This window comes from Arsukibacterium ikkense (genome assembly GCF_000987775.1).
GTDB classification, from domain to species: domain Bacteria; phylum Pseudomonadota; class Gammaproteobacteria; order Enterobacterales; family Alteromonadaceae; genus Alishewanella; species Alishewanella ikkense.
Genome location: NZ_LAHO01000003.1, coordinates 147,406 through 163,711 on the forward strand (window position 1 = coordinate 147,406; position 16,306 = coordinate 163,711).

The 16,306-nt window shown below is 44.8% G+C and carries 14 protein-coding genes and 2 tRNA genes; 6 read left to right on the forward strand and 10 right to left on the reverse strand.

Annotated elements, in window-relative coordinates; all coding sequences use genetic code 11:
• Window positions 1-82: 82 nt before the first annotated feature.
• Window positions 83-340, reverse strand: a complete 258-nt coding sequence (locus tag WG68_RS04365; protein WP_046556438.1) for a hypothetical protein — start codon at window positions 338-340, stop codon at window positions 83-85.
• A 153-nt stretch (window positions 341-493) separates the two neighbouring features.
• On the opposite strand from WG68_RS04365, the gene fabA reads away from it, so the two are divergent.
• Window positions 494-1,006 (forward strand): bifunctional 3-hydroxydecanoyl-ACP dehydratase/trans-2-decenoyl-ACP isomerase, encoded by a 513-nt coding sequence (gene fabA, locus WG68_RS04370; protein ID WP_046556439.1) that lies wholly within the window; start codon window positions 494-496, stop codon window positions 1,004-1,006.
• Window positions 1,007-1,091: 85 nt separating this feature from the next.
• Here the strand turns inward: fabA and rmf are convergent, their stop codons facing one another.
• The 5 genes from rmf to rlmKL form a co-directional block, all read right to left on the reverse strand.
• Window positions 1,092-1,274 (reverse strand): ribosome modulation factor, encoded by a 183-nt coding sequence (gene rmf, locus WG68_RS19320; RefSeq protein WP_019674311.1) that lies wholly within the window; start codon window positions 1,272-1,274, stop codon window positions 1,092-1,094.
• Between the two features lie 312 nt (window positions 1,275-1,586).
• A complete protein-coding gene (locus WG68_RS04375) occupies window positions 1,587-3,434 on the reverse strand; it encodes a DUF3466 family protein (RefSeq protein ID WP_046556440.1) in 1,848 nt (615 codons plus the stop codon).
• Between the two features lie 49 nt (window positions 3,435-3,483).
• Window positions 3,484-5,403: an ATP-binding cassette ATPase Uup gene (gene uup, locus WG68_RS04380; RefSeq protein WP_046556441.1), complete on the reverse strand. Its 1,920-nt coding sequence runs from the start codon at window positions 5,401-5,403 to the stop codon at window positions 3,484-3,486.
• A complete protein-coding gene (locus WG68_RS04385; protein WP_046556617.1) occupies window positions 5,403-5,681 on the reverse strand; it encodes a glutaredoxin family protein in 279 nt (92 codons plus the stop codon). The genes uup and WG68_RS04385 overlap by 1 nt, the downstream gene beginning before the upstream one ends.
• Window positions 5,682-5,695: 14 nt before the next feature.
• On the reverse strand, window positions 5,696-7,825 hold the full coding sequence (gene rlmKL, locus WG68_RS04390; protein WP_046556442.1) for a bifunctional 23S rRNA (guanine(2069)-N(7))-methyltransferase RlmK/23S rRNA (guanine(2445)-N(2))-methyltransferase RlmL: 2,130 nt from the start codon (window positions 7,823-7,825) through the stop codon (window positions 5,696-5,698).
• Window positions 7,826-8,031: 206 nt separating this feature from the next.
• Here rlmKL and WG68_RS04395 point away from each other — a divergent pair.
• Window positions 8,032-8,108, forward strand: a tRNA-Met gene (locus tag WG68_RS04395).
• A gap of 152 nt (window positions 8,109-8,260) precedes the next feature.
• Window positions 8,261-8,337, forward strand: a tRNA-Met gene (locus WG68_RS04400).
• Window positions 8,338-8,537: 200 nt separating this feature from the next.
• Here the strand turns inward: WG68_RS04400 and WG68_RS04405 are convergent.
• The gene (locus tag WG68_RS04405; RefSeq protein ID WP_046556443.1) at window positions 8,538-9,752 is read right to left on the reverse strand and encodes a type II toxin-antitoxin system HipA family toxin; all 1,215 of its coding nucleotides are present in this window, start codon (window positions 9,750-9,752) and stop codon (window positions 8,538-8,540) included.
• Window positions 9,745-10,056: a helix-turn-helix domain-containing protein gene (locus WG68_RS04410; protein ID WP_046556444.1), complete on the reverse strand. Its 312-nt coding sequence runs from the start codon at window positions 10,054-10,056 to the stop codon at window positions 9,745-9,747. Before WG68_RS04410 ends, WG68_RS04405 begins: the two co-directional genes overlap by 8 nt.
• Window positions 10,057-10,254: 198 nt before the next feature.
• On the opposite strand from WG68_RS04410, the gene WG68_RS04415 reads away from it, so the two are divergent.
• The 3 genes from WG68_RS04415 to WG68_RS04430 all read left to right on the forward strand — a co-directional run bounded on the left by WG68_RS04415 (window position 10,255) and on the right by WG68_RS04430 (window position 13,749).
• A complete protein-coding gene (locus WG68_RS04415; RefSeq protein ID WP_052748957.1) occupies window positions 10,255-10,701 on the forward strand; it encodes a helix-hairpin-helix domain-containing protein in 447 nt (148 codons plus the stop codon).
• 376 nt (window positions 10,702-11,077) lie between these two features.
• Window positions 11,078-11,920, forward strand: coding sequence for a DUF6997 domain-containing protein (locus tag WG68_RS04425; RefSeq protein WP_046556446.1), 843 nt, complete (start codon window positions 11,078-11,080; stop codon window positions 11,918-11,920).
• A complete protein-coding gene (locus tag WG68_RS04430; protein ID WP_052748958.1) occupies window positions 11,920-13,749 on the forward strand; it encodes a DNA phosphorothioation-associated putative methyltransferase in 1,830 nt (609 codons plus the stop codon). Before WG68_RS04425 ends, WG68_RS04430 begins: the two co-directional genes overlap by 1 nt.
• On the opposite strand, the gene WG68_RS04435 is transcribed toward WG68_RS04430, so the two are convergent.
• Together WG68_RS04435 and WG68_RS04440 are read right to left on the reverse strand one after the other, a co-directional pair.
• A complete protein-coding gene (locus WG68_RS04435; protein ID WP_046556447.1) occupies window positions 13,746-14,177 on the reverse strand; it encodes a hypothetical protein in 432 nt (143 codons plus the stop codon). The two genes, WG68_RS04430 and WG68_RS04435, sit on opposite strands and share 4 nt — an antisense overlap.
• Window positions 14,177-16,306 (reverse strand): AAA family ATPase, encoded by a 2,130-nt coding sequence (locus WG68_RS04440; protein ID WP_046556448.1) that lies wholly within the window; start codon window positions 16,304-16,306, stop codon window positions 14,177-14,179. The genes WG68_RS04435 and WG68_RS04440 overlap by 1 nt, the downstream gene beginning before the upstream one ends.

Here is a 16,306-nt window from a genome sequence, read left to right on the forward strand (position 1 = left end):
AGTCCGGGCCACGCCAGTTACACCTAAATAAAGGCTAAGTATACCTGTTCGGCTGGCCGCGGGTAAGAGCGGGCGCGGCCTTTTAGCGCTTATGTTCGGTTAACCAGCTGTTTAAAATGCCGATCTGGCCACACTTATGAGCGGCATACATCAAGCGGATCGCATTACTGAGCAAGGTGCTGTCATTCCATTGGGTTTTTTGCTGGATTTCCTGATAACAGCTTAAGGCTTCTGGCGTCAGGTAACCTCTCAGCTCCTTTTTGCCAGACTCTTGCTGCCGTTGCCGATAGCGTTGTTGTTTCTCGGCATTACTCAGTGCGCGCGTCTTGTCACTGCTCATGGCTATATCCATTACTTAATTAGTTGTCAGGGAAGAAATGCTTACCTACTATTAACAGACTTGCCGAAAAAACCGGCTAACCGACAAATCGGACTTGTCTGGCGTACAAGTGTTCGCTAAAGTGGCGCAGCAATTATAATGGGTTAAACATACATGACTAAGAATAGCTTTACAAAAGAAGATTTAATCGCTTGTGCAAACGGCGAATTATTCGGCGAAGGTAACAGCCAATTACCGTCAGATAACATGCTGATGATGGATAGAATCATCCATATTTCCGAAGAAGGCGGCTTGTACGGTAAAGGCCAGATTATAGCTGAGCTGGATATTACCCCTGAGCTTTGGTTTTTTGCCTGCCACTTTAAAGGTGATCCGGTTATGCCTGGTTGTCTGGGGCTGGATGCGATGTGGCAACTGGTTGGCTTTTTTCTTGGCTGGTGCGGTGGCCCTGGTAAAGGCCGGGCGCTGGGTGTCGGCGAAGTAAAATTTACCGGCCAAATTCTACCTACCGCCAAGAAAGTTACCTATACCATTAATATGAAACGCGTTATTAAACGCAAACTGTATATGGGCATCGGTGATGGCATCGTTAGTGTCGATGGCCGCGATATTTATGCCGCTACCGATTTAAAAGTGGGCTTATTTCAGGATACCTCCAGTTTCTGATCCCACTAGCGGTTATAACAAAAACCCCGCTGAAATAGCGGGGTTTTTGTTTCTAAACGATGGTGAGAGTTAAAATCGTTCCAGGTTAAAGACCTTTATTAAATAAACCGACATTTCGGTCTTCCATTGCTTCCCGCCATCCTCCGAGCCATTGCGAGCGGGCATCTAAATTCTGATAAGGGCAAATTTCTTTGGAGCGTCCGGTGACACCGGCACGATAACCTTGAGCATGAGCACGTTCCAGACGATCACGTTTTTGTCTTTTCATACGGCAGTCTTCCTCAACATTTTAGTAGTTAATAGTACAACGCTGTATTACGTGAGCTGACAACAAGTAAGCGGATGACAACAACACTGTACATCTTTATTGATAGCTGAGGTGTGGCGAAGGTTCAAACCAAATTAACAGATATACTGCTTGACAAAAGCTAACAGGCTGATGTTGTTTAGCTTTTAAAAACTTTTATCATTATACTTAATTACACTATAAAACTGCTTTTTGATAACTCTTTTATTTAGCTGATAGCGGCAACAAAAAAAGCTGCCGCAGCAGCTTTTTTATTATCACTGATAGCGCGCCTTAGCGCCGGCGACGCGTCCATAAAGCAAAACCGGCCAGTAGCAACACCCCGAAACCGCCAAAACCACCGGCTTTCCGTTCATAGGAGTCCTGCTCGGTATTACAGTTTGCGGGTTCACCATTGGCAACAGGCCGTAATTTTACCGCTCTGGCCTGCTCTGCCATCAGCACGTTACCGCTTTCATCCAGTATCGGCTCACCTTTGGCGTCTAACCGCGGCAGAGCCTGCAGTACCGTCGCCAGAATTTCGCCATTGTTATTGATAGCATTGGCATCTACTACGGTGTACGGGGAGTTACAGCTTAGTAAGCTATTCAGATCACGAAATGTGTCGCTGCTGATATCATACACAAAGCCATGTTGGCGGCGTGTGGTGGTACCACCAATAATCACCTCACCACGGCCAACGATCTGGCCGTTATCATTGATATCGGCAGGAATGGATGATGAACCTGCAAAAAAATCTTGCGGAAACACCACTTTGTTGGCAGCTATATCGTAATAAAAAAACTTGTCGCGTCTAAAGCCATTTACCGATTTAATCGCAAAGCCGGCCACAATATCATTATTGTTAATGGCAACCGCGTTACTGGCCAGCCATTCTGCGGGGTCAACCATAGCGGCAACTTCGCCATCCCGAAACAGGGTGGCATGCGGTGCTACGTATATCCGCCGAAACTCCTGACCGGTAAATTGATCCCGGAATCGGATAGTGCGATCTTTGTCACTGTACATTGAATGGCCTACGGCAATGCCATTATCATTTACCGCATTGGCCGTACTGTAATAAAACACTTCAGGGTGATTATTCTCAGGTTGATAAACCTGGCCGCTGCCCTTTTCACCTAAAAAACCAAACGTCTGGGCAACGGTGGCACTGCCATCGGCTTGCAGTTGCCATAACATGGCTCTTTCCTGATACCCATTCAGATAGATGGTAACTGTTTGGTTGGCTTTAATTTGGCCCTGTAAACTGGAAAAGGCATGTACCCGCACCTGCTGCTGCGTGTTCAGACAGCTGACCACCGGTTGGGCGATACCAAGACAACCCGCTGCAATCGTTGCCGCTACTTCTTCATCCAGGCCCACTGAACCTGAACCGGCAATCAGATTTTGGTTATTTACCGAAAATGCCCGGCTAAAGCCGCCGCCCAGTTCTGTGTAAGGCGGTATTAAATTCACTGGCCCGGCACTACTGACTGCCACCCCATACTGAAAACCCGCTTCTGGTTGCCAAACCGTACTGGTTACCGGTGCTTCGGCGTCTTCATCTGCCGGGTCTGTCGCTGGGGTAAAATCCTGTTTGCTAAAGGGCGCAGAAGCAATACCAACCGCCACCCCTTGCTGATTCAGGCTGTAAATAAATTCGTTATTAGACCGCAGTTGATTCAGATCTCTAAGTGGCAATAACGCAGCTTCAGCATTAACCGGTTGGCTGATAGCTAACGCCCGGCCCACTGGCTGATTAGCCAGCTGCGGATTACCCGCAAGCAGCAACGTAAAAAAATTCAACACATTGGCTTCATAGATACCCAACTTGGCATCTTCGATTTGCTCAGGGGTTAAGTTATTGGTGATCACTTCACTGTCAAAATTGATGGTGCTGACATCCAGTGGAAAATCGATATAATTGACAGCACGTACCACGGTACGATTAACATCATTGAGTTGATACTCAGTATAACCCTGGCCGGTAACCACTGCGTCGCCCTGATCATTTAACGCTGCAGCAAAGGTTGCCTTGGAAATATTGCTTGGTTCAAGCTCTACTACCTGATAAACAGCCGCCGTTGTTGAAAATACAGTTAGCAACGGTACTACTGCTAAACTGATCCGAGATAATTTCATGCAAAGCCCCTAATGTACTTCTTATGTACTTATAATCTGTTATAAAAATCTATGAACCCGATGCTTCCAATTGTTCCCAGCGCGCATAAGCCAGCGCCAACTTCGACTCGGTTTGCTGCAATAGGTTCAACGTCTGTTGGCTGTCTGCCGCATCGCGTTTAAAAAACTCCGGATCGTTCACCTGCAATTGCAAAGCACTCAGCTCAGCGTCAAGTTGTTCAATCTGCTGGGGTAATAGTTCAAGTTCACGTTTTTCTTTGTATGATAACTTTTTCGCGTTATTAACTGAAGAGTGAACTAAAGGCGCAGCGGCTATTTCTGTGGTTGGCGCCGGCTGAACTGCCGTTGTTTTTACCGGTGCCGCTTTGGCTGCCTGCCGCGCCTGATAAGCGGTAACATCATCATAACCACCGGCTATTTCAATAATCCGGCCATTGCCCGCGAATAACAATGAGCTGGTCACGGTGTTATTAACAAATTCCCGATCGTGGCTGACCAGCAGCACCGTGCCCTGATACTGTTGCAAAATATCTTCAAGCAGCTCGAGCGTTTCCACATCTAAATCGTTGGTTGGCTCATCGAGGATCAATAAGTTACTTGGCCTGGCAAACAGTTTGGCCAGTAACAAACGGTTCTTCTCGCCACCCGATAAGGCTTTTACCGGGGTGCGCGCCCGCGCCGGTGGAAATAAAAAGTCTTGTAAATAGCTTAATACATGCCGGCTCTGGCCGTTATGCTGTACTTCCTGTTTACCATCTGCCACGTTATCCTGCACGGTGGCTTCTAAATCAAGCGCAATCCGGTGCTGGTCAAAATAGGCCACTTCCAGGTTAGTGCCGCGTTTAACTTCGCCGCTATCTACCTTATAGTCATCCAGCAATACCTTGATTAAGCTGGATTTGCCAACACCATTGGGCCCGACCAACGCAATACGATCACCCCGCATCACCAGTAAATCAAGCTTATCCATGACCGGCTTGTTGTTAAACGCCAGGCTAATGGCTTTGCCTTCGAATACCAGCTTACCAGACCGGCTGGCCTGCTCAATGTTAAAATCGACTTTACCTTGTTGCTCCAGCCGGGCGGCCCGCTCCTGGCGCAGCGCTTTTAATGCGCGTACCCGGCCTTCGTTGCGGGTACGGCGGGCTTTAATGCCCTGGCGGATCCACACTTCTTCTTCAGCCAGCCGTTTGTCGAACAAGGCATTGTGCTTTTGCTCGTCTTCCAGCATTTTCTGTTTGCGATCCAGGTATTCCTGGTAATTACCCGGATGCGAGGTAAGCTCACCCCGGTCTAAATCAATAATACGGGTGGCCAGCGCCCGGATAAACGCCCGGTCGTGCGAGATAAAAATAATGGCGCCGTTAAAATTCAGTAAGAATTGTTCCAGCCACTGAATTGCCGCTAAGTCTAAGTGGTTGGTAGGTTCATCCAGTAATAAAATATCCGGCTTCGCTACCAGGGCTCGGGCCAAAGCGGCCTTGCGCAGCCAGCCACCAGATAAGGTGGCCAAACTGGCATCAGGGTTCATCTCAAACTGCTGGCAAATATCGCTTACCCTGGCTTCCAGTGACCAGCCATCGCGGGTATCCATTTCATTTTGCAGCTGTTCAAACAAGCGATACTCGGCATCGCCCGCCCCGTCCAGGTTTTCAGACAAGGTATAGAACTGCTGCAGCTTTTCTGCTAAATCACCGGCGCCTTCGCGGATAAAATCAGCAATTTTAGTATCCATTTTCGCCGGCGGGTCTTGCTCCAGGCGGCTTAGCACCACCCCGGTATTCACTACTATCTGGCCGTCATCCAGATTTTGCTGACCGGTCAGCAATTTTAAAAAGGATGATTTACCGGCACCATTGCGGCCAACCAAACAAACCCGCTCACCGCTGAACAGGCTAAAGTCGACATGATCCAATATCGGGTTAGTGCCAAAGGCTAAACACGCCTGCTGAAAACGTAATAATTCCACTACTTAGTATCCTTTAACCCCTGGGTGTTATCACCCTGAGTATTTTGTAAAACCTGAGCATTTTGTAAAAAGCCTGCGACACTTACCGCATCAAACGGCCAGTACAACAGCGCATCGCCGGCAGCCAGTACCGGAATATGTACCCTGAAGCGCTGCATTAACTGCTCATCGTCAATAATATCAACCACTGCAAACGCCATACCCGCGTCGGCTAGCAACGCTTCGGCTTGCTCACATAAATGGCAGCCCCAGGTGCTGTATAAGGTGAGCTCTTGCATTAACACCTTAGCCATTAACGCGTTAACTCAAAACAAACATGAATGTTCGGGTTGCGTTTATAATCTTCTGGCAAAGTTGCCGCAGAAATATCTTTTACCTGCCAGCCAGCCTCTGCCAACGCGGCCTGATCAATTTTAAAACGGCGCTTGTTATTAGAGAAAATCACTTTACCGCCCGGGTTTAAGCGGCCAATCAGCATATTCAGCAAACCAACATGGTCCCGCTGCACATCCCAGTTATCTTCCATCCGTTTCGAATTAGAAAAAGTTGGCGGGTCAACAAATATCAAATCAAACTGCTGGCGACAACGTGCCAGCCATTGCAGGCAATCGGCCTGTTCAAACTGGTACTGTTTTGCCTGCGGGCCGCTGAGCATTAAGCCATTCAGGGTAAAGTTACGCTTGGCCCAGTCTAAATAGGTATTTGACATATCTACCGTAGTTACCGCTTTTGCACCACCAATAGCCGCATGCACCGAAGCGGTACCGGTATAGGCAAACAAATTCAGTACCGTTTTATCTTTAGCCTGTTGCTGAATAAGGCGCCTGGTTAAACGGTGGTCTAAAAATAAACCGGTATCCAGATAATCACGTAAATTAACCAGAAATTTGGCACCGTATTCTGTTACTTCTTTATACTGGCCGGCTTTGGCCATGGCCTGATACTGGTTAGTACCCTTTTGCTTTTCGCGCACTTTTAAAATCATTTTATCTGAGCTGATACCCAGCACCACCGGCACCTGGTTTACCACATCAAATAAGCGCTTTTGCGCCACCTGCTCGTCTACCGTGGCCGGCGCGGCGTATTCATGCACCACCACTTCACCATCGTACCAGTCTACCGCCACGTTATATTCCGGAATATCGGCATCATATACACGGTAACAGCTAATACCTTCGCGCTTGGCCCATTTTTGCAACTGCTTCAGGTTTTTCGCCAGGCGATTACCAAAAGAGCTGCTTTCATTAAAAAACAATGACGGTGCATCAGAGCTTACCGCCACTTGTTTTTCGGTCAGCTCAAATAAGGTAAATTCGCAGTCCAGCGGGCCATTGGTAAATTTATAGGTTTTACTTTTTGATAAACGCAACGAGCGCAGTAAGTCGGCATTCGAGGTAATAATAGCTAAACGCCAGCCCTGATAATGCTGCTTTAACGCCAGCGAGAATTTACTGTACAGCGGTATTAAACTGGGTAAATCGCCCAGCCGCTCACCATAAGGCGGGTTGGTAACAATAACGCCTGCGGTTGGCGCAACGCAGCCTGTTAATGCAGTAGCGTCGGCGTAATCAACTTTAACATAGTCTGCCACGCCCGCCCGGGCGATATTCTGGCGGGCTTTTGCCAGGGCGCGCTCGTCGGTATCGCTGCCATAACAGAGGGTTTGTGCTGGCAAGGTAACTTCTTTGGCTTTCGCTTCAACTTTTAATTGCTGCCAGACGCTGGCTCTATGCCCTGGCCAGCCTTCAAAGGCAAAGCGTTCGCGCATTAAGCCCGGTGCTTTATGCAGCGCAATCAGCGCAGCTTCAATCACTATAGTGCCGCTACCACAAAATGGGTCAAATAAGGGTTTATCCGGGGTCCAGCCTGAACGCTTTAATAATGCGGCCGCCAGGTGCTCTTTTAACGGCGCCTCACCCTGCCCGGCGCGGTAACCGCGCTGGTGTAGCGATGGCCCGGAGAAATCCTGCAAAAAGTGAAAGTAGTTTTTTTCCAGCCGTACCTGAAAGCGCATATCCGGAGCTAAGCGGTCAACATCAGGCCGCTGGCCAGTTTCTTCCCGGAATTGATCCACAATGGCATCTTTTAAGCGCATACCGCCAAACTGGCTGTTATCAATAGTGGCATGCTTACCCACACAATCCACTGCCAGCGTCTGGCGAATAGTCATTAACTGCGGCCAGTCAATTTTCCGCGCTATCTGGTATAAATCTGAGTCTGCTGTAACCGCTTCCGACTGAATAAGGCGCATAATGCGGGTAGCCAGGCGCGACCATAAACACAGCTGATAAGCCGAATTTAACTCTGCTTTGAAGCGCACCACACCCATAGACACTTTGATTACTTCGCCCTGATGAAAACGAATTTCATCGGCTAACAGCTCTTCGACGCCTTTTGACGTTAAAGCCCAGAATTCCAGCATAACACCCAACCTTCAAATAAAATGGCCGACAGTATAACAGAATGTGCTTTAAACACGTTTGAAGATTTGTAATAGCTCCCATAATTGCTGCTTTAACCTGCAAGACGCTGCTTTAAGCAGCAGTTAGCCGATATAAGCAAAAATAATGTAATTAACATCTTGCATAGCCTTAGTAAAAACACTAAGATGCGCCCCGCAATGACGGACGCGGGATGGAGCAGCCTGGTAGCTCGTCGGGCTCATAACCCGAAGGTCGTCGGTTCAAATCCGGCTCCCGCAACCAAATTGATTGTGCAAAAGTGATTATAGAAAAGCGCCCTCGGGCTGCTCTTTATAACCACGGGGCGAAGGTGTTTAAATCCGGCTCCCGCAACCAACACAACCCGACATTGCAAAACAGATTATTACCTTTACTGCTCAAGGGTAATACACGGACGCGGGATGGAGCAGCCTGGTAGCTCGTCGGGCTCATAACCCGAAGGTCGTCGGTTCAAATCCGGCTCCCGCAACCAACACTTAAGCCGATTTTAAAGTCGGTTTTTTTGTGCCTGTTATTCGCCCTCGGGCTCCTCTTTATAACCGCGGGGCGAAGGTCATCAAATCCGGCTCCCGCAACCAATTAAGATATAGATTCAAGTTATACTGACAAGCCCTCGGGCTCCTCTCTATAACCGCGGGGCGAAGGTGTTTAAATCCGGCTCCCAGCTGTAATCTAACGCAGTGGTATGGTCCGCACATGTTTGTCAATGGCGTCAATCATAGATTTGGTTAGCAGCAATTGATTTTTTTCTTTTGCCCAAACTTCATGGAAGGCTGACACAGTTTGTTTTGCAGTATCCAACACCAGCTTCTCTGGTAACATGGCTTTCGCCGCAAGATGTGATAATTCATCCAAGGTAAAATCACTGAACTTTTTACTTCGGCTAATCCTTAACGCTGAGCTGTCATCAGCAATATAAGAAATAGTAGAGACAAAATCGTAAGCAGGTGCAATCGACGCGCTACGTTTGTCTTTATAAATCATGGACCAGTTCTTCAGGTGCATATCGGCATTACCAATCAGCGTATTAAACACCAAGCGTCGAATAAATTCGGCCATGTCCTGTTCTTGCCCTTCTATACCGATAACTTGCGCAATATTGCGCATACTGGCTTTTTTGTATTTATCCTCGGGATATACCGCAAAGATTTGCGCAAAATCTTCGATATGTACAGCTTGCCCATCTACCCGGTCAAAACGCTTAATAGCAAATATACTATTGCCAAACTTTTCAATCCCTTTAGGAATATTTTCAATTTGTTCGATAGGTAGCAGCTTAATTTCAGGCACATCCATACCTAACCTTCGCGCCAGTTCCATCATCGAATATTCATTTTCCGGTACGGCCTCAAAGCGGGATGACGGTAATTTCACAATCCATGACCCACCTTTACCTGTGGCGGGGATTGTCAAACCACCATTGGCATATTGCACGGCTGAAAATTTCAACTGCACCCCGGCTAATGAAAAACGCATCGGTGCCTGGTCGTTGGATTTCAGTTCAATTTCCTGCTTAGCATTTGGCGGCAATGACTCACCATCAGCAGAAACTACAGTAATTGCGCCTGCTAAATCCTGTCCTAATGCCCACAACAAGAAAAACTCCCTTGCCGGGTTAACACCTGCACGCTCTGCCAGGTAGTTTCTCATTGACGCTTCTGGCAGAAGATTAGAAAAGAACGGCATGAGCTTGGTTTGTGTCACCCCAAAACGAGTAATGAGATTACTTAACGGATCTTTAAAACCCAGACTTAACAAAGGTCTTACGGAATCGTTGACATAATCATCTGTAAATGCAAAAAGCGTTCTGTCATGTCCAACATGGGTGATGGTTGCGATTGGCTCGCCATAAAGCAGGACATTGAGCGTGGAGACACTGTTACTCATCTGTTTCTCCATCTAAGCTGTAGGCTGGTGATACCTGCTCATTGCCATTTTTATGCTCACTGGCACTTTGAATGATCGACTTAATCGCTGGAACCGATTTTTTTGGCGCAACCAGCAACTCCAGGTCGAGTACTCGCGCCAGCGCAATCAAACTGGACAGCCTGAGATCAACATTCCCTGATTCAATTTTAGAAATATGACTTTGCGGCACCCCCGAGCGGGCACTCAGCTCTCTTTGGCTAAACCCTTTACGTTCTCGTGCTTCGCGCAGGGATGCCAGGATATGCTCTGTTACATAGCTCATGCTTGATTATCTTTTACATATCAAATTAAGAATAATATATATTAAAGCGCATCAAGCAGCTAATGCAAACGCAGAATAGAACTTACTTTCTGAAAAAGATCGCTTAAATGTAGAGTTAATAATACTGTTACCAGGTGAATAAAACTTTATCTGCTAATTTATTTGTCTGGATGAGTAATTTTCTATCAAGGATAATGTATGTCTGTTAAACCTGTAATTATGGATGTTCGTGGCGTAGGTGAAGTTAGAGCTAAGCAACTCAAAGAGTTGGGTATCAACTCCGTTGAAGATCTGGCCGCGGCTAATGAAGCTACATTAATCAGCATTCGTGGCGTTTCACCGCGAATTGCTGCAGAGTTAACTGCCGCAGCATTAGCACTATTGCATACCCCACTTCCCAAACAATTGCCTGTGACCAAGCCGAAAGTGAAGAAAGATAAGGACGCCGGTGCAGCTAAGTCAAATAAAAAAGATCGGAACAGCGAAAAGAAAACCACAAAAAAGGCTGCAAAAGCTGTGGCTGATAAGGTGAGCAAAAAGGCTGAAAAAAAATCCAGGAAAGAAGCCAAGAAAGAAGCCAAAAAAAACAAGGCTGACGGAAAACCAGCCAATAAAGGAAAAAAAGTGAAAAAAAGTAAGAAGTGAGAAGTGAGAATCTTGTGGCATCCGCGACATAGTTATCGTCCACCTCGGCCATTTGGTCAAAGCATTGCTGGCGCAGAATTGATATCGCATGATGTGCTCATCAAACGGCTGCCGTTTTTCACAAACCTGATGCAAATCATCTAAAGTCTCGATACAGTAATAGCCGTAGCAACAATATATGGCTTCCAATGGCAACACTACCAACAGAATCTGCCGACCAGGTTTGGTTAACTAGCAAAGAGGCGAAAAAGGTGCTTAAGGTGTCTGATTGCCATCTAATGCATTTGCGCCTAGAGGGTAAACTGCAGTTTCGTAAAGAAGGTAACCGATACTTCTATTTGATTGCGCTGAATACACACTCCGATAAGGAACTTACATGATTTATGACTCGAAAATCGAGACTTTTTTGGCAAACGACGATATCGTCTCTGAGCCTGAATCATTTAAAACCTATAGTGAAATAGCAACCGGCAAGGCTCTAGAACCTTGGCCATACATATCGATCGATAGTATTCAGAAACTGAGAGCTGAATTAAAGCAAGCTAAGATGATGGTGCTGCGACTTGGCAGCAGGCCACAGACTAAGGGCTCATTTTTTAGTTTAGTAAAAGCACGAACGTGCTATTCCGAGTTTTTCTTTGAAGACGAAAAACTATTTGCTGCGCTTACGCCAGAACTTTTCTTGCCTGATGTTTCAATCCGTTCGTTGTTTCCGTTTCAACTGTTACCCAAAGTTACCGAAACCTCAGTTGTAAATCTTGCTCTAGCGTCTGGATTACTTCCGCACGCTCTAGGCGTTGAAAAGTCAGAATCATTACTAATACCGGCAACTGGGCAAAGTGTTTTTACTTTTGAGTTTAGGCCCCGTGAAGATCAACAAGTTAAATTAATTCATAACCAAGGCCAAGTAGAAATAGATGCGGTTTTCGTTGCTAAACGAGATAACAAAGAGAGCTTATTTATCGTAGAGGCAAAACATGGGAGCAATTTCGATTCACTAGCTAAACATAAACTGCTCTATCCAGTATTGAGTCTGCTACCCAAAATACCTGCCTCCATGCCGATTATTCCGGTTTATCTGAGAAGCATTAAAACCGAAACAGGTATAGACTTTTTTATTGCCGAATGCCCAGCGGTAAACAAGGACAACCAGCATATTCTCGCGCTAGATAGCTTGTCACCTTATAGAACTCATGCTTATCACCTGGCTAACTATTGATGAATGCAGAGCAATTTAAAGATCTAGTCAAACAAGTAAAAGTCGGGAAAAAGTTGCCCGATGCTATTTACCTGCATAAAGATGCCTTCAGTGCCCTACCGCCCATTTTGACAAAATTTGTTCAGGTAGTTGCCACTGCGTTGAAAGTACCTGACGGTGATTGGAATGTAGTAAAACTGTTTAAAGCAGATTTTCGTTTGTCACTGCTGCATTACCCCGACTTTTATAGCGATGCCTACCCTGCCCTTAAGCAAAGCGTGTCGGTAGACTTAGCCAAGCTGCAGCATCGTGTCACCCGCTATGATGATCACGACAACCCACCGATACTGCACCGCAAAGAACATTTTATTCTGCCTGATCACCCTGATTACGACAGCTTTTGCATGATCACGCAAGAAGGCGAAGCGGCAGGTCTATACGACAATCCCAGAATGATCGGTTTTAAAGCCAGTTGGCTAAGGCTTATTGCTAAACACGGTTATGAACTGGTTGATGGCCGGTTATTTCGCAGTTCAGCCGTGCATTCAGCTGCAGATGAGCAAAGTATCGACCGGCATAAAACCGCATTAGTGCGGCATGAGCTGTCAGCCCCGATGAAAACCCTGGTTAAACATGGTTTCCTGCAAGGCGATTACTCAATATTTGATTATGGCTGCGGCCGGGGTGATGATTTAAGGGAACTAGAAGCACACGGCCTGGATGTACTGGGCTGGGACCCGAACTACCGACCCGATGCCGATAAAATCAGCTCAGATATAGTCAATATTGGCTTTGTGATAAACGTTATTGAAGATAAAGACGAGAGACTGGATGCTCTGCTTGGCAGTTGGGAGCTCACCCAAAAGCTTTTGGTAGTGTCAGCCATGCTGGCTAACGACAGCTACATTGCGCAGTTCCAGCCATACAAAGACGGTGTTATTACCTCGCGCAATACTTTTCAAAAATACTACAACCAAAGCGAGCTAAAAGAATTTATCGAAACCACACTAGATGAAAATGCCATCGCTATTGGCCCCGGCATTTTTTATGTGTTTCGTGATAAAAATTTAGAGCAGCAGTTCCAGCAAAGCCGGCAAAAACGGCATTACGAATGGCGCCACCTAACTGCGCCCGAGCCGGTATCCGAAACTCAGGCCCGTTTGCTATTTACTCAACATGAAGCGCTGTTTGAAGCATTCTGGAAATGCTGCCTCGACCTTGGTCGCATGCCTGCAGAGGATGAGTTTACCGATTACCAACAACTAACTGAGGTTGCAGGCTCACCAAAAAAAGCAATGAGGCTAGTGAGCAAGTGGTATAACCGAGACGAGCTTGAACAAGCGGCCGAAATGCGACGCGAAGATTTGCTGGTGTATTTTGCACTGGCGCAGTTTCAAAAGCATAAAGGCTATGCCAAGCAACCTGAAGGGTTAAAGCGAGATATTAAAGCACTTTTTGGTAGTTACAATGTAGCGTTGACTGAAGCTAAAGAGCTTCTATTTAGTATTGCTAAGGCTGATATTATCGAAAATGCCTGCATCGCTATAGCAAATAAAGTCAAGGGCAAATTGATTTATGAAAATGAGCTACCTCACTCGTTAATAATTGAAAAAGGTTATTTAAACGACCTACCTGCGATACTACGTGTATACGTTGGCTCGGCGCTACAACTCTATGGGGATGTCGACGATGTGAATGAAATAAAGGTTCACATTACTTCGGGAAAAGTTTCGCTTATGATATATGAAAATACAAAAAAGCAAGATACGCCTACTTTAAGCAAGCGCGTAAAAATTAATATGCTAAATCAAATTGTTAGCATTTACGACTACTCAATCGACAACAACTAAGATGCTAAGTCCTCAAGCTCATAATAAATATTCCATAGAGGTGTTGATTCAGTATCGGCCAAGATACTCAACAATACTGGTATACCTGCATTGGCGAGGCTAGTACAAATATCAAGCATTTTTTTTGGTTCCAACAAAATAGAAGGCTCTTCTGCAATAGTAAGGGATATCATCTGCATCTGAGTAATTCTGTGAGGATTTCTACTCAAAATCTCTGCTGAAATCGCATTATAAGTGTCTTTTTCTTTCGTCGGGGTTAGTCCCTTCTGAAAAGCTATGCATAAGGCCATATACCAAAAATCAATTTGTCTATCAAAAGGGGCATTTTCTCTTGACTGATTTTGACTACCTGTAGCAACATAATTTTTTATTTTATCTTGATAAGCTTTTGGCATCTCAATTTGATATTGTGCAAAAATATTATCCATTACATAACCCTTGCGACTAAGTTTTTTTGATCCGTTCGTTCACAAACTTGGCAAAATTCTCGATGACTGCATTCGCAGATATTCGTAACACCATAATTTTCAGGTTTATTTTTGAGCATTTTAGGATAGTGCCCGGAAAATGACAATGTCCTGGACTTACCGGCATATTTATCAAGTAGCGGTTCAACTCCTTTTATTTCATCAAAAGTCAAAAACATTACGACTTGTGTTCCCTCTTTAATCATATTCTCAAGTAACGATGATTTGACTAAACCTGAGGTCATCCCAAGCGGGGTGTCAATAATATTAGTAGCACTTACATTACTAACTTTCGTTAGAGCTAATATAAATGACAGTGATATTGCTCTGCGCGAAGCGCCGTTCAGTTCTGTATCAGGATTGAGTGGCTGGCCATTTGGACCAAACACTCTAATATCAAAATCAGAACTGAGCTCTGCTCTCCTAATCATACCTTTAGGATCAATTCCACTATCAGCACCAATCATCGATAAGAAAATTCGATTCATTTCCAAACTGACTTTTTGAAGCTCAGTAGTTTTAATTTTCTCGAAAACATTCTCATAAATTGTCGTGAGTGCTTCAGCTAAACGATGTTTTCCTCCAGCTGTGTTATTTTTATTCAACTTACTTGAAAAAATTTCCGCATCTTTTTTGAGATAAGAGTTGCTCTCTTTTCTACGAGAAATTTCATCTTGGTTGATAGTAATAGAGTTATTAATTTCTCTAAGTTTTTGCTCTAATATTTTTTCTTGATCTCTAAGCTTGATCAATAAATCGTCGTTAATTTCATCGACCATCGCCTGCTTTTTCTTAAGTGTATCTGAAGAGCTTCTTAAATTTATGTCTGAATTGAAGTAAATCTCTGTAGCTGATGCGTATTTCTTGTTCCACCCTCCGTCTTGAGGAGTATAATCAGCAGATGAAAAGTACAAACTCGATGCCCGGTTATTCAGAAGATCGACTTCTCGGGAATCATCAATTACGCCATGAATATAGTCTCTCTTTTCTTTTCCTTCCTTGCTTTTCACACTGAGATCAGCACCACAAAGGCATTTTTCTCTTGCCAAAATGTCATTTAAAACCGGTATGAACTGCTTAGGAAAATTATCTCTAGCTTTCATTTTCTTTAACAGCTCTGTAGCAGGTAAGATTTTACGATGAATTAGACAAGAAGCTATGTCTTTGCTATTAAGAAGACCACAAAGTGAGGAAATCGAGTTCTCCTTCATAGCATTATCATTTTTTTGCTGCTTTAAAAGAACATTAATCTCGTTGCTTAGAGCTTCTTTATTACCCAGTTTAAGCTGTTCTTCTATTCCCTTTTTAACCTTACTAATACTCTCAGCTAAGGAGTTTTTATCGGTCAAAAATTCCTTTAATTCTTCTTCGTTAGAGCTAATCCAGTCTTCGTTGCTCTGAATTTTTTCTTCCACTTCGACTAGTTTTTGAGCATAGTCAGATTTATCTATGTTCTTTAAGAAAGAATGCTTAACTGATTTCAAATTGGAAATAAGCGCCTCTAGATCTTTCATCGAAAGCAAAGATTCGATCGCCTTTTGCACTCTTAATCGTTTTTCACTTCCAGAAGCAGTACTTTCAATGAAGGTTAAAGCTTTATCACCATCTGTAAAATATATGTCTTTTAAATTAACAGGCAATGCTCTCTCGATTATTAGGTCTATATCTGACTGTATTACGGGTTTAAACCCCTCAGTTGTATTTTCAAAGAGACTTACATCGTCTGAGCTCCTCTTAAAGGTCAACCCATCGCCAGATACAAATTCTGTACATTTTCTTCTTAGTTGGTAAACCTTCTCATTAACAACTGTTTTACCCTGTCGAGTAACAACCTCCTCTGTTTCGAAATTTATCTGAACTTCAATTGGAATTTCTCTGACTCCCTCTTCGAATAGTGAAAGAGGGTAAAGTTTTTCTTTGACGAGTTTTGAGCCGTACAGTCCCCAGATCAAGCCCATCATAGCAGTTGTTTTTCCAGTACCATTCTCCGCGCGAATAACAGTGAGTTTCTTAATTTCATCCAGCGAGAACTCAATAAAAATATCTCTTAAGAGGCGAATGTTTTTGAACCTAGCACTAATTAACTTCAT

Bases quoted from the DNA above. Each gene is read 5' to 3' on its own strand.
- WG68_RS04365 (WP_046556438.1), bottom strand. From the start codon at position 340: ATGAGCAGTGACAAGACGCGCGCACTGAGTAATGCCGAGAAACAACAA.
- fabA (WP_046556439.1), top strand. From the start codon at position 494: ATGACTAAGAATAGCTTTACAAAAGAAGATTTAATCGCTTGTGCAAAC.
- rmf (WP_019674311.1), bottom strand. From the start codon at position 1,274: ATGAAAAGACAAAAACGTGATCGTCTGGAACGTGCTCATGCTCAAGGT.
- WG68_RS04375 (WP_046556440.1), bottom strand. From the start codon at position 3,434: ATGAAATTATCTCGGATCAGTTTAGCAGTAGTACCGTTGCTAACTGTA.
- WG68_RS04385 (WP_046556617.1), bottom strand. From the start codon at position 5,681: ATGCAAGAGCTCACCTTATACAGCACCTGGGGCTGCCATTTATGTGAG.
- rlmKL (WP_046556442.1), bottom strand. From the start codon at position 7,825: ATGCTGGAATTCTGGGCTTTAACGTCAAAAGGCGTCGAAGAGCTGTTA.
- WG68_RS04405 (WP_046556443.1), bottom strand. From the start codon at position 9,752: ATGAGTAACAGTGTCTCCACGCTCAATGTCCTGCTTTATGGCGAGCCA.
- WG68_RS04410 (WP_046556444.1), bottom strand. From the start codon at position 10,056: ATGAGCTATGTAACAGAGCATATCCTGGCATCCCTGCGCGAAGCACGA.
- WG68_RS04415 (WP_052748957.1), top strand. From the start codon at position 10,255: ATGTCTGTTAAACCTGTAATTATGGATGTTCGTGGCGTAGGTGAAGTT.
- WG68_RS04425 (WP_046556446.1), top strand. From the start codon at position 11,078: ATGATTTATGACTCGAAAATCGAGACTTTTTTGGCAAACGACGATATC.
- WG68_RS04430 (WP_052748958.1), top strand. From the start codon at position 11,920: ATGAATGCAGAGCAATTTAAAGATCTAGTCAAACAAGTAAAAGTCGGG.
- WG68_RS04435 (WP_046556447.1), bottom strand. From the start codon at position 14,177: ATGGATAATATTTTTGCACAATATCAAATTGAGATGCCAAAAGCTTAT.
- WG68_RS04440 (WP_046556448.1), bottom strand. From the start codon at position 16,306: ATGAAGTTAATTAGTGCTAGGTTCAAAAACATTCGCCTCTTAAGAGAT.